The following is a 21094-nucleotide window of genomic DNA, read 5'->3' as shown; positions in this document are numbered from 1 at the left end:
CACTGGGAAAAGGGGTTACGTCATGTTCAAAGATAAAGAGAAATTCAAGGAGAGGTTTACGGAACGATTCGTTTCGATGCATGGTAAAGCCATAACGGAAGCAACAGAAAATGATATCTATCAAACGCTCGCCTATCTGGTACGCGAGACGGTCACGACCGATTGGTTACGGACGAAGGAAACATATATCCATAAAAAAAGTAAGCAAGTCTATTACTTTTCACTCGAGTTTTTGCTCGGACGTTTCTTGCATAATAACCTATTGAGTCTTGATGTCTTAAAGGATGTAGAACGTGGACTGGAAGAACTCGGATATCAGCTCAGTGATTTGACAGAAGAAGAGCCCGAGCCAGGTCTCGGAAATGGGGGACTCGGTCGTCTTGCGGCGTGTTTCCTCGATTCACTAGCTGCGCTCGGTCTTCCGGGACACGGGAATGGAATCCGGTATCAATATGGTCTCTTCAAGCAAAAAATCATTGATGGCTATCAAGTTGAGTTACCGGATAACTGGCTGAAAAACGGGAACATGTGGGAAATCAGACGTTCTGATAAAGCGGTCGATGTTCCATTCGGTGGACACGTTTGGCTCGAAGAGGTCGGCGATGGATATCGTGTCCATCATGAACCGGCTGAAATCGTCCGTGCCGTTCCGTACGATATGCCGATTGTCGGTTATCAAAACAAGGTCGTTAATAACCTGCGACTCTGGAGTGCTGAGTCTCCACTTGATGATGATGAATTACTTAGCCAATACCGTGGGAACTATAAAGATTTACTGGCACATAAACAGTCGATTCAGACGATTTCAGAGTTTCTGTATCCGGATGATACGACGTATGAAGGAAAAGAGTTGCGTCTGAAGCAACAATACTTCTTCGTCTCTGCCGGATTACGGAGTATCTTGACGTCCTTTAAAAAGCGAAATCATTCATTGAAGCAACTCGGCAACCATATCGCCATCCATATCAATGATACACATCCGGTCGTCGCGATTCCGGAATTGATGCGGATTCTTGTTGATGAAGAAGGATTTGGCTGGGAAGAAGCATGGCGGATCACAAAGAGCGTCATGTCGTTTACGAATCACACGTTACTGTCAGAAGCGCTTGAGCGCTGGCCGATTGATTTGTTCCGTCGCTTGTTACCGCGTATCTATCTCATCATCGAGGAAATCAACCGACGCTTCTGTAAGGATGTGCTTGCGAACTATCCACACATGGAAGCGCATATGCGAGATATCGCTATCATCGCGGATGACCGGATCAACATGGCGAATCTGGCTGTTGTCGGCACGCATTCGACGAATGGTGTCGCGCAGATTCATACGGAGATTCTGAAGCAGCGCGAGATGCGCTTATTTTATGAGATGTTTCCGCTTCGCTTTAATAATAAGACAAACGGGATTACACATCGTCGCTGGTTCCTTTCATCAAATCCAGCACTAGCAAATCGTGTGACAGAGGCAATCGGGGATAGTTGGATTCAGCATCCGTCCGATTTGCAAAAGTTGACGAAATGGGCTGAGGATGCAGCATTACAGAAGGACATCGCCGAGATTAAACTTCAGCGTAAAGAAGAATTAGCGTTGCTCATTGAAAAAGAAACCGGGATCGTCGTGGACCCGACCTCGATTTTTGACGTTCAAGTCAAGCGATTGCATGCGTACAAACGCCAACTCTTAAATGCGTTACACATTCATTCGCTCTACTATCGTCTGAAAGAAGACCGTTCCTTTACGATGACACCGCGGACGTTCATCTTTGGTGCAAAGGCTGCGCCAGGCTATCATTATGCAAAAGAAGTCATTCGTTATATCAATGCGTTAGCTCGCTTGATCAATCAGGATCCAGACGTCAGTCCATACTTGAAAGTCGTCTTCCTAGAAAACTATCGTGTATCGCTTGCTGAGAAAATCTTCCCGGCAAGTGATGTCAGTGAACAGATTTCGACCGCAAGTTATGAAGCCTCTGGAACCGGCAACATGAAGTTCATGATGAATGGTGCCTTGACGATCGGAACGCTCGACGGAGCGAACATCGAAATTCGAGACGAAGTCGGGGATGCGAACATTTTCATTTTCGGCTTAACACCACAGGAAGTCATGAATTACAAGCAGTACGGTGGTTACAGTGCATACGATCAATACACTGCCCAACCCGAGCTACGACGGATCATCGATAGTCTCGTCGATGGAACATTATTTGCTCCAGGTGAATTCCAAGCGATTTACGATTCATTATTGACGTATAATGATGAATATTTAATTTTAAAAGATTTCTTATCCTATCAACAAGCGCAGGAACGAATCGATCGGATGTATCAGCAACCAGAAGAATGGTATAAACGCGTTATTCTGAATATTGCACGGTCAGGTGTGTTCTCAAGTGACCGCACGATTAAAGAGTATGCGAATGCGATTTGGAACATCAAACCGATTCAACTCTAACCAAAAAGACACTGACAGATGTTTCTGTCAGTGTCTGATGCTTACGAACGGGAGACATCTTCACCACGGCTGACCCAATCACTATAAGAGCCGGCGTAAAGCCGGACGTCGGTTTTCCCGAGTGAATGGAGAGCAATGACATTGACACACGCTGTCACACCACTTCCACAATAGAGGATAGGGGCTGTGACCGGTAGGATGTCGGCGTACAGTTCTTTCAAATCTTCCGCGTCCCGTAAGCGACCATCTGGTGAGAGTGCGTTTTCAAAGAAACAATTCACGGCACCTGGAATGTGACCGGCGACGTGATCGAGTGGTTCGATTTCTCCACGGTATCGATCGGGTGCACGGGAATCGATGATCATCGTTTCTGTCAGCTGATGCTTTAGCTCTTCGAACGAGACGAGCATCTCATCTTGAAAACGAGGCGCGTACTGAGACGGTTCATAAGTAGGAACGTCGTCCGTGACCGGAAGATCGAATGCTAGGTAAGAGGAGAATCCACCCTCAAGGACGACGACACGTTCATGCCCAATCCATTTAAATAACCACCAGGCACGAGCGGCATACGGAAAACCATCGTCATACAAGACGACGAAGTCTTCCGGTGTCACACCATGCTGTTCCAGTGTGTGTTGCCACGCTTCTTTTGAAGGAAGCGGATGCCGACCACCGACCTCATCGATGGGACCGGAAAGGTCAGTCGTTAAATCCAGGTGCTGTGCACCTTCGACGTGTTGTTCCAAGAAAGCATTTCGTCCATATTCAGGTTGTTGCAAGTCATATCGGCAGTCAAACCAGCGAATCTGATCCGTTCGGACGAGCTGTTGAAGATCTGCCATTTGAATCGTAGGAAACATGCCTCATCACCTTACCCTTTCTAGTGTTAATCATATGAAAGGTATCGCTTCATCGCAAGTCTTACCCTCATTCAAAAAGGAGTCGATTTACCATGTCATGGAAAGAAACCTATCAAAAATGGAATCAGTTCGCTGATTTAGACAGTACATTAAAAGAAGAGTTAGTCACGTTAGCAACGGATGAAAAAGCAGCCGAAGAAGCATTCTATAAAGAACTCGAATTCGGAACAGGTGGTATGCGCGGGGAAATCGGTGTCGGAACGAACCGGATGAACGTATATACGGTCCGAAAAGCATCACAAGGGTTCGCGGCATTCATTAAGGCATCGGGGGAAGAAGCGGCAGCAAAAGGAATCGTCATCGCACACGATTCACGCCATTTCTCACCAGAATTTGCACTTGAAGCAGCACGGACGCTCGCAAGTAACGGCATCAAAGCGTATCTGTTCGACGGTCTACGTCCGACACCGGAACTTTCGTTTGCGGTTCGCTCTTTACAAGCGGCGGGCGGGATCGTCATCACGGCGAGTCACAACCCACCAGAGTACAATGGCTACAAAGTATATGGGGATGACGGTGGACAACTTCCACCAAAAGAAGCAGATGAACTCGTTTCGTACGTCAGTCAAATCGAAGATGAGCTATCGATTGAACTGGAGCAAGAAGAAGTCCTTCGTGCAAATGGATTGATCGTCCGTGTCGGAGAAGAGCTCGACGAAGCGTATCAAGAAAAATTACAAACGATTCGTGTCTTACCTTCGATTCAATCGGAATTAGCGGATCCACTTAAAATCGTCTTCACACCACTTCACGGAACAGGTCTTGTGCCGGTAACAGAAGGCTTGAAGCGTTACGGTTTCGAACACGTGACAGTCGTCAAGGAGCAAGCGGAGCCAGACGGCGCATTCCCGACCGTGACGTCGCCGAACCCGGAAGAACATGCTGCCTTTAAACTGGCGATCGAATATGGTGACCGGACAGATGCCGACATCTTGATTGCAACGGATCCCGATGCTGACCGTGTCGGAGTCGCAACACGTGATGCAGACGGAGAATGGACAGTCCTGACAGGGAATCAGACGGGAGCGTTATTGCTCGACTACATCCTTTCACAAAAAGCAGCGCAAGGAACACTGCCAGCGAACGGATTCGTCGCGAAGACGATCGTTACGTCAGAACTAGGTGCATTGATTGCGCGTCACTATGATCTCCATGTCGAGAACACATTGACAGGCTTTAAGTTCATCGGGGAAAAAATCAAACAATACAACGCATCGGGTCAATATGAGTATCTCTTCGGATATGAGGAGAGCTATGGTTACCTCATCGGTGACTTCTGCCGAGACAAGGATGCCGTCCAAGCGTGCTTGTTAGCTGCTGAGATGGCTGCGTACCATAAGAAAGAAGGACGGACGCTCTATGAGGCATTACAGGCGATTTACGAGCAGTTCGGGTACTTCGAAGAGTCACTCCGCTCTCTAACGCTCAAAGGGAAGGATGGCGTGGCACAGATCGGTCGTATCATGGATACGTTCCGTGAGAATCCGCCAAAACAAGTGGCGGGAGAACAGGTCGTCTTATTCGAGGACTATGATGCGAGCATCGCCCACGATTTGAAGACACATCAACCTTCACCGATCAATCTGCCAAAATCCAACGTACTGAAGTTTACGCTCAGCGATGGATCATGGTTCTGCCTTCGTCCATCGGGCACGGAACCAAAAATCAAATTCTACTTCAGCGTCACGTCACCAGATGCTGCTGAGACGACACGGAAACGTCAGCAGATCGAAGACGAAGTCATGCAAGAAGTCGAACAAATACAATAAGTTCCATACAGGATCACGTCATCGACGGGGTCCTGTTTTTTGTCTCGGAGCATTAAAAAGTGAAATCCGTGCAACCGGTACCATATTGAGGTACAGTAAACGAGATAGAGTTTATACGATAGAGGAGTTGGAAGACAGATGGAACGGATTCAACTAACAGAAGATTTATCATTCTCACGCATTATTCATGGCTTATGGCGATTGAATGAATGGGAGATGACGAAAGAAGAGCGACTTGAATTGATCGAAGCGTGTCTTGCTTTAGGAATTACAACATTTGATCACGCAGATATCTATGGCGACTACACGAATGAACGTTTATTCGGAGAAGCGCTTGCTTTAAAACCGGAATTACGTGACCGGATGGAGATTGTCACGAAGACGGGTATCAAGATGAAAGGGAATCATTTCTCGGATCAGTCGTTGTCATTCTACGATACGACGAAAGAGCATATCATCAAACAAGTGAACCGTTCTCTTCAAGAACTCGGTGTCGAGTACGTGGATACGCTGTTGATTCACCGTCCAGATCCGTTGATGGACCCGAACGAGATTGCTGAAGCGTTCGTAGAGTTGAAGGACGCAGGAAAGGTACGGACATTCGGTCTCTCGAACCATACACCTGCGCAACAAAGTCTCATTCAGTCGCGCTTACCATTCATGCTCGTGACGAACCAACTCGAGTTGTCGGTTTCGGAACTGAAACATTTCGAGGATGGATCCGTTGATCTCTGTCATGAAAATGAGATGCCGTTGATGGCATGGAGTCCACTTGCGGGCGGTCGCCTCTTCAAGGATGAGCAATACGCACCGTTACGCGAAAAATTAGCGGAGATCGCAGAGACGATCGGAACTGAAGAAATCGACGAAGTCGCATATGCATGGTTGCTCAAACATCCAGCACGTATCATGCCAATCGTTGGTTCGGGTAAGATTGAACGCATCGAATCTGCTGTTCGTTCGACGAAATTGTCGTTGACACGCGAGCAATGGTTTGAGATTTTGAAGGCATCACGTGGTCGTGACGTCGATTAATTGATTTTGAGATAGAAACGAATAGATCTGTACGTGTGCCATTCATATAATAAAGTGTGAGGGTCGTTTCCGATATATCATCTGGAGGCGATCCTCTCTTTCATTTACGAATAAAAATAAACAATAAACGAAAAAAGCCCCATCTCAAGGGGGAGGAGAGATGGGGGATCTATGAGGTTAAGCTTCTAAGCGAAGCATCTCCTGACGGTATTTATCTAAACGATCTTTGCTTGCTGACATGGCAGCTTGGTCATTGGCTTGAATCGCATCGAAGAGCGTACTGAGCTCATAATCGATTTCGAGACGTAGCACTGGAATTCGCTGCTCTGCATCTTGTCTACGGAAAGCTTCAATTACTTGTTTCATCTCGGCCACGCTCCTTTATAAGTTGTCAGATAATTCTGATTTTTATTAGTATACTTGATTATTCCCGGATTGCCTAGTGCTAAACCTAAAAAAATCTAAAAAAACACACTTGAAATCCTGACGGTTCCAAGTGTGGAAAATTCATTCTGGAATGCTGAAACGTGCTTCTAAACGATGTTGTAGGCTTTGAATGAGTGTTGACATGATCCAGTAAATTGCAGCTGAGAATAGTAACAACGGCATGACGAGATACGTCGTCGCTGAAATCTGGTCAGAGACATATGTCAATTCCTCAACAGCAACGATCGTACCGAGCGATGTCGACTTGATGATATCAATGACAGAGTTTGAAAGTGGTGGAATCGCTCGTGATAATGCTTGCGGCAGGATGACGTCCTTGAATGTCTTGCGACGTGGAATGCCGAGCGAGTCAGCCGCTTCCCATTGTCCACGATCGACAGAGGAAATGGCAGCGCGGAACGATTCCGAGATATATGCGGAAAAGTGAAGCGACAAACCAAAGGCAAGGGCTTGAAATCCAGTCAATTGAAGCGTGACGAGACCATTATAAAGAATCAAGATCTGCAACAAGAGTGGCGTTCCGCGGAAGAACGAGACGTATAAACGTGCAAAACCGCTAAAGACGGCAACGCGGCTATCACGCATGACGGCAAGAATCAATCCAAGAATAAGCGCAAAGACGATGGCGAGACCACTTGCTAGAAGGGTCGTGCCAATCGCCTTTGCGTAGACGTCCGAGTTATCCCGGACGATCGTCAGTAATTCACTCACTTACTGATATCCTCGTTGAAGTACTTCTTACCGATTTTTGCAAGAGTGCCGTCTTCTTGCATCTCAGCGAGTGCTTTATTGAAGTCTTTTGTATACTTGCTGTTTTTCGCCATCATGAAACCAGATTCGTTCTTGTCGAACGTCTCACCGACCGCTTTGACTTTATAGCCAGCTTTTTTCAACTCCGTCAAAACGAAGAGACGATCGTTCATGGCTGCATCAACACGACCTGCTTCAAGATCTTTCAAGACTTGGTTCGCACCTTTGTAGTATTTTACTTTAGCGCCAGCTTCTTCAGCCGTTTTCGCATAAAGTGAACCTTGTGTCGAACCAACTGTTTTTCCTTTTAAGTCGTCGAGTGTTTTGATGTCGTTCGTTTTATTGTTGACGATGATCGTTGAACCAGAGACCGTATAGGCATCAGAGAAAGCGTACTTTTCTTGACGCTCAGGCGTGATTCCCATTTGGTTCGCGATGACATCGATTCGTTTTGAATCGAGTGCTGGGATGAGTCCTTTGAAGTCCATCGCTTTATAATCGACTTTATAGCCGGCACGTTTTGCGACTTCGTTCATGACGTCTACGTCATATCCCATCAATTTTCCTTTTTCTTTATACGTGAAAGGTGGGTACGTTGCTTCTGTACCGACTGTAATGACTTTTGACTCTTTACCAGAACCTGCGTTGTCGTTCGAAGCGCCGCATGCTGCAAGCACCCCCGCTGTCGATAATGCTGCTACAGCTAATTTCAAACCGTGTTTCATAGCGCTCTCTCCTTTATAAATGAATGATTTCAATTCCTAGTTTTCGAATAGGATTAATTTTAAGCTACAAGCAGTATCATACAAAGTTACAGGAACGTCTGTCAATAAAAAAGACTGCCCTTAAATGGACAGTCTGAAACATCATTACTGATCGATGATGTGATTAACGAATAGTTGCTTCGGTGGAAGCATCGAAGAAGTGTGCTTTTGTCATATCGAAGAAGAGATCGAGCTGTGATCCCATCTCGACGTGTGAACGTGAATCGACACGTGCCGTGAATGCTTGTTGTCCGACTTTTGAGTACAGGTAAGACTCTGCACCCATCAATTCGGATACTTCGATATGCGCTGGGAAACGGTGCGCTGTTTTAGTGTCTTGGTAGATCAATTCCGCATGAATGTCTTCTGGGCGAATTCCGAGGACGAGATCTTTATTCGTGTAACCGCGGTCGCGGAGAACTTTCATTTTTCCTTCTGGTACTTCGAACTTCTCTTCTGTTCCTGAAACATGGAAGAGACCGTCTTCTGCCAGTTTACCTGTCAAGAAGTTCATCGATGGTGAACCGATGAATCCAGCGACGAACATGTTATCCGGGTGATCATAGACTTCCTTCGGCGTACCGACTTGTTGAATGATTCCGGCTTTCATGATGACAATCCGTGTCGCAAGCGTCATCGCTTCCGTCTGATCGTGCGTGACGTAAATCGTTGTCGTCTCAAGACGTTTGTGTAACTGAATGATTTCCTTACGCATTTGTACACGTAATTTAGCATCCAAGTTCGAGAGCGGCTCATCCATCAAGAAGACTTTAGCATCACGAACGATGGCGCGACCAATCGCTACCCGTTGGCGCTGACCACCAGAGAGTGCTTTTGGTTTCCGCTCGAGATACTCTTCAAGACCGAGGATGCGAGCTGCATTATCAACGCGTTGCTTGATTTCATCTTTCGGGAACTTCCGAAGCTTTAATCCGAACGCCATGTTATCGAAGACGTTCATGTGTGGATATAACGCGTAGTTTTGGAAGACCATCGCGATGTCGCGATCTTTTGGCGCTACATCGTTCATGCGTTTACCGTCGATGATGAAATCACCGCCTGAGATTTCTTCGAGTCCAGCGATCATCCGTAGTGTCGTTGATTTCCCGCAACCAGATGGTCCGACGAAGACGATGAATTCTTTATCTTTAATGTGAAGGTTGAAGTCATCAACCGCTTTTGCATCACCTGAGTAGATTTTATCGATATGTTCAAGACGAATTTCAGCCATGTGTAGTTCCCCCTAATGTAAATGATGAAATAATAACGCTTACAAGAAATAGTATAAAAGAAGTCAGGTAGTCTGCCTATGGACAACCTGACTAAATGCAAACGTTTTCAATTAGGCATCATGCTACAAGCAGCAAGGTATAAAGGAAAGTAGCCCCTTCAAATGACCGGACATCGATTTCCGTCTGTTCCGTCAACCGGTCGAGTCGATACTGGAGACTATTCCGATGTAAGAATAGATGTTTTGCTGTTAGAGAGACATTTAAGTTAGCTCGGCAAAAAGCGAGGATCGTCTCACGAGACTCTGGCTCGAGGGAACGAATGAACTGATCAACAAGTGTTGCACGATATCGGTCATCTAGACTTGCAAGACGGATCATGGCAGGCAAGAAACGTTCGATGTGCATCGAAGGAACAAAAGCAAGCGCTGCCTGTTCGAGTTGGAACTGAATGGCAATGTCACCGGTAGCACGCTGTTGACCAAGCAATACCTTACCGTCGAGTACAAAATCAGATTGTAATGCTAAAAATAAATCGGATAGTTCGGACTCGATGACAAACTCTTCGCGTTCAACGACCGTGAAGCGGTGTGTGCTAAAAGGAATAAGGATGCTCGTCTGCGAAAAGAAAGAGGAGAGCAATTGTTGAATTTCTTCACTTGTCCGTTCATCGGTTGGATTGAACAAAAAATGGACAAGTCGGAACGACTGATCTTCCAGGGCATGAGCGGATTGGAGACGCTCTCGCCATAGATCGATATCAGACCGCGACGTCGTGATGATACGTTCAGCGAATACATCGAGCAGTTGTTGTTCGCGGTCAGAGATGGCAGTCGCCTTGATTCCAAAACAGAGTCCATCTTCAAGGCGATATACGCTATACTGTTCCTGGCAATAAACATTCGGATCGGTCGTAAGCTGGTCATTGAATACAGTCATCAGTTGTCGTAACACACGGCATCACTCCTAAATCGTACATAACTATCTCGACTTTACCATAAGTCGAAAATCGGAAGGAATGATAACTTATGTCAGATACGTTTTTACTCGTATTGAAACTTGTCGGAATCATCGTCATTGGGGCCCTGATTGGCGCAGTCACGAATCATCTAGCGATTCGGATGTTATTTCGACCACTTGAACCGAAATACATCGGAAAATTTCGTGTACCCTTTACGCCGGGTCTGATTCCTAAACGGCGAGATGAACTAGCAGCGAATCTCGGGCGGACGGTCGTCAAGCATCTTTTGACGCCAGAAGGGATCGGGAAACGTCTCGCATCACCAGCTGTTCGTGGAGCCGTCACGCGACTCGTCGAACAAGAAGTCATGAAATGGACACGCTCGGAAGAGACGACGGAAGCGTGGATTAGTCGCTTCATCGACGAACCAAAACAACGGATCCAAGGAAAAATCAGTTATCACTTGGAGCAGGAATTTTCGCTCCTCATGGGTAAATGGCGTGAGCAGTCCGTGCGCGAATTGATCGGGGAAGCCGGAGAACAAAAAATCGAAGAGGTCATGCCAAGACTCGTCACATCTGTATTGCACCAAGCAGAGGAATATTTTGATGGACCAGAAGGACGTCTACAACTCGAGGAGACTGTTGCTCGCTTCATCCAGCAGCGTCTCGGAGGCGGTATGTTCGGGATGTTGCTCGCGAACGTCAACGTTGTTGATATGATTCAGCCGGAGCTGAAACGGGTACTTCAATCAGAGTCGACGTCTCAGTTCATCCTTGCCTTATTACGTCAGGAATGGCAAAAGGGGCTGGATCGTCCACTGTCGTCTTATATGACGGAAGAGACGGAGTCACGGATTCGACAGACTGTTAAAGAACAGATCATGGCACGTTTACCGATTGAATCGATGCTTGCTACACCATTACGCGTCTGGTTGAATCCCCTCGAGTCACAATTACTCGAGCAACATGTCCCTGTCGTCATCGATCATCTATTCGAACGGACGACGAATCAAATCGGACAGATTCTTCAGACGCTCGATCTCGAAACGATCGTTCGAGAAGAGGTTGATTTGCTGGACACTGCGTATCTCGAGGAAATCGTCTTATCGATTTCCAAGCGGGAATTCCGGGCTATCACTTGGCTTGGAGGGTTGTTAGGTGGTTTAATTGGATTGATACAGGCGGGGCTTTATCTCGTCTAAACAAATTGGAGGTTTTACTCATGGCAGAAACAAACTTATACGATCACGCGTACACACTGGAGCGCGCATTGCGCGAAACTTCGGAGTACACGACATTAAAAGATTTGTATACGCAAGTTAACGCAGATCCGGAATCAAACGAATTGTTCGCATCGTTCCGTAACATCCAACTCGAATTACAACAAAAACAGATGCAGGGTGAAGAAATCACACCAGACGATATGGCATCTGCCCAAACAAAGATGCTTGAAGTCCAAAACAACCCATTGATCAGTCAGCTGATGCAAGAAGAGCAACGGATGCACACGATGTTGACGGAAGTCACACAAATCATCATGAAGCCGTTAGAAGAGCTCTATGCGCCAATGATGGAGCAACAAGACGACGTCCAATAAGTCATCAAAAAAGGAAGACGTGCCAGCTGGCGCGTCTTCCTTTTTCATGTTTCGCTCAAGATGAAGCAGGGACGATCCGTGGCAAGTAGGCGCGCTCGAAATGAATCAAACGGCCTGAACGTGTGACGCGAGCTGCTTGATGGGCATAACCACTCTCATTGAGGCGTCGAATCCCTTCTTCTCGTGCCTGTCCATCCGACTCTGCTTCGAAGACGTCATCGAGTAACGTTTCACCACGATCTGAAAAGACTGTAATCGTATACTGCATACTTGTTCCTCCCTTGTCTGATCGGTCTTGTATTTAGTATAGTGAATAACCATTCATTTTACAAGCGCAAGTCTAAGTCTTGCCATGTCAGCTGTCGCGCAGCGGGAGGAGTAGTCAGGTGACTGACCGTCATACCAATCAAGCGGATCGGTCCGTCGAAGGTGATGCCATTGAACAGTTTCGTTGTTTCCTCAAGTAATCGTTCTTCGTCCGCCGTCTCTTCTGAAAATGTATGCCGTTTCGAACGTGACTGGAATGTATCGGTCTTCCACTTGATCGTGATCGTTCGGCAGACGAGTTCTTTTTTTTGAAGACTCGCAATGACGGATTTTGATTCTCGAATCAACGTCTCGAATATCGTATCGATATCCTCCGTATCTTCTTCGAAGGTCGTCTCAGAACCGATCGATTTTCGCTCGCGTTCCGGGCGAACGGGACGTTCATCGATGCCATGCGCCATTGCATGCAGTTCCGTTCCTCGATCGCGTCCGAGTAATGCTCGTAATTGTTCGACAGGCATTGCTTGGACATCTGCGACGGTTTCAATTCCTTGTTTTCGTAACGCTTGTTCCGTGACTTTTCCTACGCCGTGTAAGTCTCCAATTTTTAATGGAGATAAGAAACTGAGGACGTCTTCTGGTGGGACGACCGTCATTCCGTTCGGCTTCTCATATCCGGAAGCGACCTTCGCGACGAGCTTAGAGTTTGAAACACCGGCAGAGGCTGTCAGACCTGTCCGTTCTCTAATTTGCTGTAGGATATATTGCGCGATATAGGTTGCACTTTTTTGATCGAAATAATTTTCCGTGACGTCAAGATATGCCTCATCCAGTGAGAGAGGCTCGACGAGCGGTGTCACTTCTCGAAAAAGTTCCATGATTTGTGCACTGACAGCCCGGTAGACGTCAAAGCGGGGACGAATGAAGACGGCACGAGGGCAAAGCTGGAAGGCGCGTCGTGACGGCATCGCGCTATGAATGCCGTATTTCCGTGCTTCATAGGAACAGGTCGCTACGACACCGCGTGCATGAGGCGGTCCACCGACGACGACAGGAACACCTTTTAATCGAGGACGATCGCGTTGCTCGACGGAAGCGTAAAAGGCGTCCATATCAATATGAATGATTTTACGTTCCATCGGACAAGCGTCTCCTTTCAGTAGATATGATATAATTAGTATAACGAACTTATGTTCTGATATCTATTTTTTTGGTCGACTATTCTTTGGCATCCGAACAAGAGCGCCTAACCATCCACGCCAGCGCATCCAGTAGAAGATGCCACCGGTTGAGAGAAAGATTAGACCAAGGGATAGGGCGTAACCGTATTTCCACTCTAACTCCGGCATGATTTTAAAGTTCATCCCCCAAATTGCACCGAGAGCCATCGTCGGTGTCGCGACGGCAGTAAAGATCGTTAATGCCTTCATGATCTCGTTTCCACGGAAGTTCGAGACGGTCGTTGATAAGTCGAGCAGGACCTCAATGTCTTTTTGATAATGTTCAATGAGCATCAACAGACGGCGGACACGTTTTGTAGCTAGTTTTAATGAGAGATCCTCGAGGTACGCGTCCTCGTCGAGAAATGACTCTTCACCAGCCATGACGAGCTCTTGAAATGGAACGATTAAATCGGACCAGTTCTCGATCGTATCGCGCAACGCAAAGATGCTATCGAGCGAATCTTCATTGATGCTGCCACGTAGTTCATCTTGTCTCGAAAACAGTTCCGTCTCAAACTGATCGATACCAGCGAAATACGTGTTCAGCTGTAAAGCAAGAATCGTATAAAAGGTCGCGAATGGATACGCGGGAGAATAGGGAGAGACCAAGGACACGATTGAATCGGACAATCCAATCGTGATCAGTTTTTCTTTCGTTACGTAAAAGCAAATCGAGCGACGATCACTTTTATCGACAGGATTTTGCCAGGTGACGACAGCACCATAGAGAACCCCTTTTTCCGAGCGGGTGAAGTTCATGTCTTTCGATCGCAGCTGTGTGACCCAGTCCATTTCGGATTGGTCGACGGCAGCCGTCGGAAAGGTTTGTTCATAGTCAGCTAAATCGAGATAGCGGGACCAATTAAATTGAGGTTCCAGTTCCATGTTCATGACTCCCATATAGTAGAATGAAATAGTATATGCCTTAAGTGTAGTCAATGGAATATAAAAAAGACACCTATTTTACAGATAAAGGACGTGTTTCAAGTATGAAAGGAATCGGTAAATTAGCAGTTGGAGAAACGCTCGATCAACGAGCGATGATCAAACAAGCGGTCAAAGGAATTGCAGCAAATGGGAAACCATACTTGACGCTCATCTTGACGGATAAGACAGGCGAAATCGAGACGAAGATGTGGGATACGAGTGATCTTGAAAAATATGCGCCGAAGTCAATCGTTCATGCTGCCGGAGAAGTCATGGACTATCGAGGGCGGACACAACTAAAACTCAAACAAATCACGGTCCTAGAGGAGACGAATGTCGAGGACTATGTCCAATCCGCACCGATTCCGCGAGAACAGATCGAGACGGAAGTACTCGCGTTCGTAGAATCGATTCAGAACAGTGATATGAAAAAGCTTGTTAAACATTTGATTACTTCACGATTTGACGCCTACTTCACGCATCCAGCAGCGGTCAAAAATCACCATGCTTTTTACTCGGGGCTGTCGTACCACGTCCTTTCGATGTTGCGTCTAGCGGATCAAATCGCTCAACTCTATCCGACCTTAAATCGCGACGTGCTAATCAGTGGCATCATTCTACACGATTATGCGAAAATCAAGGAGTTATCCGATCCGGTTGCACCGGAATATACGTTGCCTGGTAAACTCGTCGGTCATATTACGATGATGGTAGCGGAACTCGAAAAAGTCGGAGCAGAATTACAAATTGACGCAGAAGTACTGACTGTCTTGCAACATCTCGTCTTAAGTCATCACGGACGACCGGAATGGGGATCTGCCGTTGCACCACAGATGCGTGAAGCGGAAGTCTTGTTCTTGATCGATAACCTTGATGCACGGATGACGATGATGGATCGTCTCCTTGAATATGTCGAGCCAGGACAGTTCTCGGAACGATCATTTGCACTAGATAATCGTGCTTTTTACCGTCCGAAGCTATAAGGGGGAAAAAAAGATGAAGACGAAGTTGTTTGATACGGTTCAACTCGGAACGTTGACATTCCGCAATCGGGTCATCATGGCGCCGATGTGTATGTACAGTGCAAACGAAGATGGACTCGTTACGGATTGGCATGTCACGCACTATGCAACCCGTGCAATGGGTGGTGTCGGTGGTGTCATCTTAGAAGCGAGTGCCGTCACGCCAGACGGTCGCATTTCAGCAGGTGACCTTGGAATCTGGTCAGATGCACACATCGAAGGACTACAACGGATCGCAGAGCAAGTCAAAGCAGCGGGTGCAAAAGCAGGCATTCAACTGGCCCATGCTGGGCGCAAAAGCACGACAGCAGAACCACCCGTCGCACCGAGCGCTTTACCTTTTGATGATACGTATACGCATCCACGTGCATTGACACTTGAGGAAATCGCGACAATCAAACAACAGTTCATAGATGCAGCATTACGAGCGGAACGAGCAGGGTATGACTTCATTGAAATCCATGGCGCACATGGTTATTTATTGAATACGTTCCTCTCTCCGTTATCCAATATTCGAGAAGACCAGTACGGCGGATCGACGGAAAATCGGATGCGCTTTTTGCTAGAGATCATTGATGGGATTCAGGAAGTCTCGAAGCTGTCGATTTGGGTCCGGATTTCAGCAGCGGATCACGCAACAGGTGGAATGACGGCAACGGATTATATTCCGCTCGCGAAAGAACTAGCTGCACGTAACATCGATTTACTCGACTGTAGTTCAGGTGCTGTCGTCGCTAATGCCGTACCGGAAGTGTATCCGGGCTATCAAGTGAGCTATGCGGAAGAGTTGAAACGAGAGACAGGTATTGCCACGGGAGCGGTAGGATTGATCACGACAGCTGCCCATGCAGAAGAAATCGTCCGTAACGGTCGAGCAGATATCGTCCTGCTCGCACGTGAACTACTTCGCCAACCGTACTGGGTCTATCATGCGGCAGCCGAACTTGGAGATACGGTCGCCTTACCGAAACAATATGAACGAGCGCCGATCCGGACGATTCGCTAACCTTTTGCTTTACGAAAAACGACACAAAAAAGGAAGCCGCGAAGGCTTCCTTTTTGATTACTGCTGTTGTTGCATCATTTGTTGTTGCATTTGTTGTTGTTCTTGTTTGTCTAGATCGAAAGCATCTTTGAAGTCTTTGTTTTCGATTTTGACATCGTATTCTTTCATGAGTGAACGGTAAATATCGTTCGGGTTGACTTGTGCTGCTTTTTCTTCAGCAAGTGCTTTTTTAATGCGTGCTTTTTCTTTATCGAGCGTGAAGTTTTTCTTCTCTTTACGATCGACTACTTTAATAATGTGGTAGCCGAACTGTGTTTTGATTGGATCGGAGATTTTACCTTCAACGCCATCCTTGAACGCGTAATCTTCGAATTCCTTAACCATCTTACCTTTTGTGAAGTAACCGAGGTCTCCACCTTTTGCACCGCTGCCTGTATCAGTAGATTTTGATTTAGCGAGTTTCGCGAAGTCCGCGCCTTCATCCAATTGCTTTTTGATGTCTTTTGCTTCTGACTCTTTCGCAACGAGGATATGGCTTGCTTTGACTTCGACTTTCTCTTGATCAAAGCGCTCTTGAATCTCTTTATCGGTTACTTTAGATTTCGCAGATTTTGCTTCTGTTAAGAGCATTTGTGTGCGAAGTACTTTTTCGAATTCTTTTTCATTCTTGATTCCAGCAGATTTCAGAGTTGTACTGAACTGCTCTTTATCCGGGAACTGATCTTTTGTTTTCTTGACTTCTGCCTCGACTTCTTTGTCCGTGACTTCCTTGCCGTATTTCTTTTCAAGCAATTTGTTCATCGTTTGCTGGAAGGCGATTTGAGCACCTGCTTTTTCATAGGCTTCTTCTTGAACATCAGCCTTGTTCACTTCGCCACCTTTGTAATTGATGACGGCTTCGTCATTTGACCCACATGCTGCTAATGTAAATACACTTGCGACTGCTGCTGCACCTAACAATTTCTTTTTCATACATACACCCCTAATTTACCATTTATTTCAACCGTTTTATCATATCATATTCTCGTCTAGTTGACAGCTGTATCTTGTCATGACAAGAGATACTTGCTCTTTTCCATGCTATCACATCCAAGTAGCCGGTTGAGGATAATTTTTATGGGAAATTGTGAGGGAAATAACGCTCTTGAGACATAGTAGTAATGTCCCTGTCATGAGGAGATAAGACCTAAAAAAGCATTCTAGCTGGAGGCTAAAACGCTTTTGATAAGATTATGCTTTTTTGATTGAGTCCATGACTGGATCTTGTGGACGGCGATCTGCTTCTTCGGTGATCATCTTCGAAGTCTCGGCAAAGATATCCATGAAGCTGTCCCCGTACAAACGACGTACGATCGCAGAAATATCGGTCAATTCCGGAAACTTCCCGTACAGTTCTTGAAGAGGAAGTGATGCACGGAAGACGCCGTTTTCTTCGGGACGGAATGCTTGGATCGTCTCGAGTAGAAGCGATTCGCCTGCCGGTGTCAACTGGACGTAGGTATTTCGTTTATCGGTTTCCTTTTTCGAGAACGTCAACAGTCCACGGTCTTCTAGCTTCTTCGAGAAGTTGAATGCCGTTGAGACGTGCATGACACCATACTTTGCGATTTCAGAAATCGAGGCACCACCTAGCGCGTGTGAAATCCACAAGATATGATGTTCATTGATGTTCAGATCAAAAGGCTTGATCCAATTTTGCCAATCTTTTTCTACCGTTTTCCATAGTGCTTTGCTTAACTGGACAATCTTGTGGCTATACAACAAAGCCTCTTGTCCAGGATATAACTTTTCGTGTTCCATATCTGACTCATCCTTTCGAAAGGTGACAATGGCTCAAACGCGCAAAATGCAAACTATACAAAAACAAATCGAAGCAACGGATCTTACTTTTGTGGAGAAAGCTGGTCTGCTTCCTGTTTCGCTTCATCAGCGAGAGACTGGATCTTCGTGAGCGATGCTTGGACTTCCGTTTGGTATTCCGAGACGCTCTGCATGACTTCTTCCTTGAAGTGCATACCAGACGCTTTTGCTGTCTCTACTAAGTTCTTGCCCTCCTGGGTCAAATCCTGCACATTCGTTACGATTGTAGAATAAGAATTTCGACGTTGATGACCGTTCGAAGAGTCGCTTTTCGTACCTTGGCGAAGCGCCTTCAGACCGTAAAAAGTCACAAGTGTTAGCGTAGCACCAAAAGCGACCCAGTTACGGGCGGGACGCTTCGACATAATGAACCTCCTTCTTAATATTAAAATATTTGTTTCATATTATTTTACCGAAAATTGAGTGAAAGAAACCTATTTCGGCAATATTTTTCTAAGAATAGAAGAAAAAGAGCGGACTTAGATATGCGAAGCGATTGAATTTGCGAGTTCAGCCAATTCTTCTGCCGTGTAGTCGTCGTTATGGACTTCCCACTTCGCGCCGAATCCGTCTTGTTTATCGTGACGAGGAATGAGATGTAAATGGAAGTGCGAGACTGATTGACCCGCTACTTTTCCAGTGTTTGATAAGAGGTTCATACCGGCTGCACCTGTCTCTTGTTGAAGCGCACGACTGATTTGCGGAATCGTCGCAAACACGTTCTGTGCCTGTTCAGGAGAGAGATCATACATGTTATCGGCATGCTGTTTTGGAATGACGAGCGTATGTCCTTTCGTCACTTGTGACAAGTCGAGAAAGGCAAGAACGTTTTCATTCTCGAATACGATATGACCAGGGACTTCTTTGCGAGCAATTTTACAGAAGATACATGACTCTTTTTGCATGGAACGTTCACTCCTTTGGGTAAGATAACATTAGTATACGGAAAGTTTCCGACTTCCGCACGATTGACAGTCAAATTGAACCCGATACACTTAGAAACATACAGCTACTGAAGGGAAGGAGCGAACTGCATGGCATCACGAGTAGCCTTGACGGCACAAAAAAAACGAAAACGGCGTCTGCTCGTCGGTAGCGTTATCGTCGTCGGTCTTTTCTTATTCGTTGCCTTTTGGTTTGGGCGTAACCTGCAAGAAGCGGCGAAAATGGAGAAAACAGACGAGCGTCTTGCTACCTTGTTAAAGGAAAAGGATCAGCGTGGATTTCAACAACTCGTCACGATGAACGATAAGCCACTACCGATGAGTGAGGCGACAAGACTCATTACTTGGTTGACGGCTGAGTCAGAACGAACGGACCGGGTCATCGCACAAGTTAAACAGGATCAAGACTCTGGTAAACAAGTAAAGACGCATCTGTTTACGTTACGAAAAGAGGATGGATGGCTTTGGTATGACCGGTACTCTCTTGATGTGAATCCACAACGATTGATCGTTTCAAGTGATGTACCCAAAACAGAAGTATCATTAGATGGAGAAGTCATTGGAACGGTGGACGGAACATCACTAGAAATCAAGCGTTCTCCAGGAGAATATGATGTTCAGGTGAGCGCCGATCAATCAGGACAGACCGTTCGGGACTCAAAAACAGTACAGCTTGGTGATGAACCAAACATAACAGTTGATTTTAAAATAGCCGATCAGTTCAATACGACCGTATCGAACGAATATGCAGTCGATATTAAAACATTGCTTGAAACGGAAGTGAAAGCCCGGACTGGAAAAAGTATCGATACGATGACTGGTTATCTCGGGAAATCGCGTGATGCATTCGAGAATACGTTCGGAACCCCTGATTCGACAGTTGCGAACCGAGCGCGGTATGACGGGTATGAAGTGACCTATAGATCGAATCAAGTTGATGAATTATTAATCCGGTTGAATAAGACACCGGATGAACTCGAAGCTATCGCTGGAAAACCAGAACGAAAGAAGCGCGAGCAAGTTGGTACGGTTTGGGAGTATCCGTCTAGTTTTCTCGAAGGTGTGTTCGAATGGTTGAATTTACGGACGGAAAAGCGGGTCGTCGAGCGAGAGGATGGCATGTGGTTACAATTAAAAGACTAACGCATACAAAAATCCTCGGACAGAAACGTCCGAGGATTTTTGGTTATCGTTTATTCACCGCACGGAGAATGAACGATACGATAAGGATAAGAATGATAGCTCCGAGTAAAGCAGGTACGATTGCGAATCCGGCAACCATTGGACCCCAATCTCCAAATAATGCTTGACCGATGATTGCACCGACGAAACCAGCGATGATGTTACCGATGATACCGCCTGGAACATCTTTACCTAAAATCAAGCTTGCTAACCAACCAATAATACCACCAACGATTAATGCCCATAAGAATCCCATTTCAAAACACTCCTTTTCGATTAGAATATATGATTACTTGCGTACTGCCCGGAGAATAAGTGAGACGATGAAGATCAAGATGACTGCTCCGAGAATAGCCGGAATGACTGCAAATCCACCAATTTCTGGTCCCATTGAACCAAAGATAGCTTGACCGATCATCGAACCGATGAAACCAGCGATGATGTTACCGATGATGCCACCCGGTACATCCTTCCCAATGATTAAACTTGCGATCCAACCGATGAGACCACCAACAATTAATGCCCATAAGAATCCCATTTTTAAACAACTCCTCTACATATTAGTTTTACCTGTTTTCAGGCAGTTATAAACACGTGCGAAAATGAAAAAATCTGAAATCGTTCATTCTTTAAATGACTAGAAGATTAGACCACTTGATAGAGAATGAATGGACGACTCATTGATTTCACCTTCAATTTACATGTAAATCGTTTTCATATATTGATGTAACGATTACACTTAG

22 protein-coding genes and 1 pseudogene are annotated in these 21094 nt (G+C 46.1%); 8 read left to right on the top strand and 15 right to left on the bottom strand.

Going from position 1 to position 21094, the window contains the following annotated elements:
- Positions 1-22: 22 nt before the first annotated feature.
- A complete protein-coding gene (locus ACHWTJ_RS12980; RefSeq protein WP_394679818.1) occupies positions 23-2446 on the top strand; it encodes a glycogen/starch/alpha-glucan phosphorylase in 2424 nt (807 codons plus the stop codon).
- 41 nt (positions 2447-2487) lie between these two features.
- Here ACHWTJ_RS12980 and ACHWTJ_RS12975 read toward each other — a convergent pair whose 3' ends face one another.
- Positions 2488-3306: a sulfurtransferase gene (locus tag ACHWTJ_RS12975; RefSeq protein ID WP_394679817.1), complete on the bottom strand. Its 819-nt coding sequence runs from the start codon at positions 3304-3306 to the stop codon at positions 2488-2490.
- A gap of 92 nt (positions 3307-3398) precedes the next feature.
- Between ACHWTJ_RS12975 and ACHWTJ_RS12970 the strand changes: the two genes are divergently transcribed.
- Together ACHWTJ_RS12970 and ACHWTJ_RS12965 are read left to right on the top strand one after the other, a co-directional pair.
- Complete coding sequence (locus ACHWTJ_RS12970; RefSeq protein ID WP_058265033.1) at positions 3399-5135, top strand: phospho-sugar mutase; 1737 nt, start codon at positions 3399-3401, stop codon at positions 5133-5135.
- A gap of 138 nt (positions 5136-5273) precedes the next feature.
- Positions 5274-6170 carry an aldo/keto reductase family oxidoreductase gene (locus ACHWTJ_RS12965; protein WP_394679816.1) on the top strand — a complete coding sequence of 299 codons (897 nt, stop codon included), beginning with the start codon at positions 5274-5276 and terminating at the stop codon, positions 6168-6170.
- A gap of 177 nt (positions 6171-6347) precedes the next feature.
- On the opposite strand, the gene ACHWTJ_RS12960 is transcribed toward ACHWTJ_RS12965, so the two are convergent.
- The 5 genes from ACHWTJ_RS12960 to ACHWTJ_RS12940 form a co-directional block, all read right to left on the bottom strand.
- Positions 6348-6536: a hypothetical protein gene (locus ACHWTJ_RS12960; protein ID WP_023467331.1), complete on the bottom strand. Its 189-nt coding sequence runs from the start codon at positions 6534-6536 to the stop codon at positions 6348-6350.
- A 141-nt stretch (positions 6537-6677) separates the two neighbouring features.
- Entirely contained in the window at positions 6678-7328 is a 651-nt protein-coding gene (locus ACHWTJ_RS12955) for an amino acid ABC transporter permease (RefSeq protein WP_294743285.1), read from the bottom strand.
- Positions 7325-8092: a transporter substrate-binding domain-containing protein gene (locus ACHWTJ_RS12950; RefSeq protein WP_214856772.1), complete on the bottom strand. Its 768-nt coding sequence runs from the start codon at positions 8090-8092 to the stop codon at positions 7325-7327. The genes ACHWTJ_RS12955 and ACHWTJ_RS12950 overlap by 4 nt, the downstream gene beginning before the upstream one ends.
- Positions 8093-8255: 163 nt before the next feature.
- Complete coding sequence (locus tag ACHWTJ_RS12945; RefSeq protein ID WP_035409428.1) at positions 8256-9362, bottom strand: ABC transporter ATP-binding protein; 1107 nt, start codon at positions 9360-9362, stop codon at positions 8256-8258.
- Positions 9363-9480: 118 nt separating this feature from the next.
- Entirely contained in the window at positions 9481-10314 is an 834-nt protein-coding gene (locus ACHWTJ_RS12940) for a PucR family transcriptional regulator (protein ID WP_394679815.1), read from the bottom strand.
- Between the two features lie 74 nt (positions 10315-10388).
- Between ACHWTJ_RS12940 and ACHWTJ_RS12935 the strand changes: the two genes are divergently transcribed.
- Entirely contained in the window at positions 10389-11525 is a 1137-nt protein-coding gene (locus tag ACHWTJ_RS12935) for a DUF445 domain-containing protein (RefSeq protein WP_394679814.1), read from the top strand.
- A gap of 20 nt (positions 11526-11545) precedes the next feature.
- Positions 11546-11920 (top strand): YlbF family regulator, encoded by a 375-nt coding sequence (locus ACHWTJ_RS12930; RefSeq protein WP_023467337.1) that lies wholly within the window; start codon positions 11546-11548, stop codon positions 11918-11920.
- Positions 11921-11975: 55 nt separating this feature from the next.
- Here the strand turns inward: ACHWTJ_RS12930 and ACHWTJ_RS12925 are convergent, their stop codons facing one another.
- The 3 genes from ACHWTJ_RS12925 to ACHWTJ_RS12915 all read right to left on the bottom strand — a co-directional run bounded on the left by ACHWTJ_RS12925 (position 11976) and on the right by ACHWTJ_RS12915 (position 14295).
- Positions 11976-12188 carry a YhzD family protein gene (locus ACHWTJ_RS12925; protein ID WP_394679813.1) on the bottom strand — a complete coding sequence of 71 codons (213 nt, stop codon included), beginning with the start codon at positions 12186-12188 and terminating at the stop codon, positions 11976-11978.
- A gap of 58 nt (positions 12189-12246) precedes the next feature.
- On the bottom strand, positions 12247-13326 hold the full coding sequence (gene dinB, locus ACHWTJ_RS12920; RefSeq protein WP_394679812.1) for a DNA polymerase IV: 1080 nt from the start codon (positions 13324-13326) through the stop codon (positions 12247-12249).
- Positions 13327-13389: 63 nt separating this feature from the next.
- Positions 13390-14295 carry a magnesium transporter CorA family protein gene (locus ACHWTJ_RS12915; protein WP_294744513.1) on the bottom strand — a complete coding sequence of 302 codons (906 nt, stop codon included), beginning with the start codon at positions 14293-14295 and terminating at the stop codon, positions 13390-13392.
- Positions 14296-14399: 104 nt separating this feature from the next.
- Here ACHWTJ_RS12915 and ACHWTJ_RS12910 point away from each other — a divergent pair, with 104 nt between their 5' ends.
- Entirely contained in the window at positions 14400-15320 is a 921-nt protein-coding gene (locus ACHWTJ_RS12910) for an HD domain-containing protein (protein ID WP_029340932.1), read from the top strand.
- Between the two features lie 13 nt (positions 15321-15333).
- Positions 15334-16365 (top strand): NADPH dehydrogenase NamA, encoded by a 1032-nt coding sequence (gene namA, locus ACHWTJ_RS12905; protein WP_394679811.1) that lies wholly within the window; start codon positions 15334-15336, stop codon positions 16363-16365.
- A gap of 57 nt (positions 16366-16422) precedes the next feature.
- Here namA and ACHWTJ_RS12900 read toward each other — a convergent pair whose 3' ends face one another.
- From ACHWTJ_RS12900 to ACHWTJ_RS12885, 4 genes and pseudogenes are all read right to left on the bottom strand, one after another.
- Positions 16423-17337 carry a peptidylprolyl isomerase gene (locus tag ACHWTJ_RS12900; RefSeq protein WP_294743268.1) on the bottom strand — a complete coding sequence of 305 codons (915 nt, stop codon included), beginning with the start codon at positions 17335-17337 and terminating at the stop codon, positions 16423-16425.
- Between the two features lie 258 nt (positions 17338-17595).
- A complete protein-coding gene (locus tag ACHWTJ_RS12895) occupies positions 17596-18165 on the bottom strand; it encodes an HTH-type transcriptional regulator Hpr (RefSeq protein ID WP_035409411.1) in 570 nt (189 codons plus the stop codon).
- Between the two features lie 83 nt (positions 18166-18248).
- On the bottom strand, positions 18249-18590 hold the full coding sequence (locus ACHWTJ_RS12890; protein ID WP_023467345.1) for a hypothetical protein: 342 nt from the start codon (positions 18588-18590) through the stop codon (positions 18249-18251).
- A gap of 114 nt (positions 18591-18704) precedes the next feature.
- Positions 18705-19133, bottom strand: a pseudogene (locus ACHWTJ_RS12885) (HIT family protein); the annotation flags it as partial.
- A 126-nt stretch (positions 19134-19259) separates the two neighbouring features.
- Between ACHWTJ_RS12885 and ACHWTJ_RS12880 the strand changes: the two are divergent.
- Entirely contained in the window at positions 19260-20312 is a 1053-nt protein-coding gene (locus ACHWTJ_RS12880; RefSeq protein WP_394679810.1) for a TcaA second domain-containing protein, read from the top strand.
- Between the two features lie 43 nt (positions 20313-20355).
- Here ACHWTJ_RS12880 and ACHWTJ_RS12875 read toward each other — a convergent pair whose 3' ends face one another.
- Together ACHWTJ_RS12875 and ACHWTJ_RS12870 are read right to left on the bottom strand one after the other, a co-directional pair.
- The gene (locus tag ACHWTJ_RS12875) at positions 20356-20607 is read right to left on the bottom strand and encodes a GlsB/YeaQ/YmgE family stress response membrane protein (RefSeq protein ID WP_087679752.1); all 252 of its coding nucleotides are present in this window, start codon (positions 20605-20607) and stop codon (positions 20356-20358) included.
- 33 nt (positions 20608-20640) lie between these two features.
- Positions 20641-20889 carry a GlsB/YeaQ/YmgE family stress response membrane protein gene (locus ACHWTJ_RS12870; RefSeq protein WP_035409405.1) on the bottom strand — a complete coding sequence of 83 codons (249 nt, stop codon included), beginning with the start codon at positions 20887-20889 and terminating at the stop codon, positions 20641-20643.
- Positions 20890-21094 lie beyond the last annotated feature (205 nt).

It is taken from the genome of uncultured Exiguobacterium sp., assembly GCF_964277885.1.
Taxonomy (GTDB): domain Bacteria; phylum Bacillota; class Bacilli; order Exiguobacteriales; family Exiguobacteriaceae; genus Exiguobacterium_A.
Note: the sequence above shows the minus strand (reverse complement) of the source record. Positions and strands in the feature narration are given on the sequence as shown.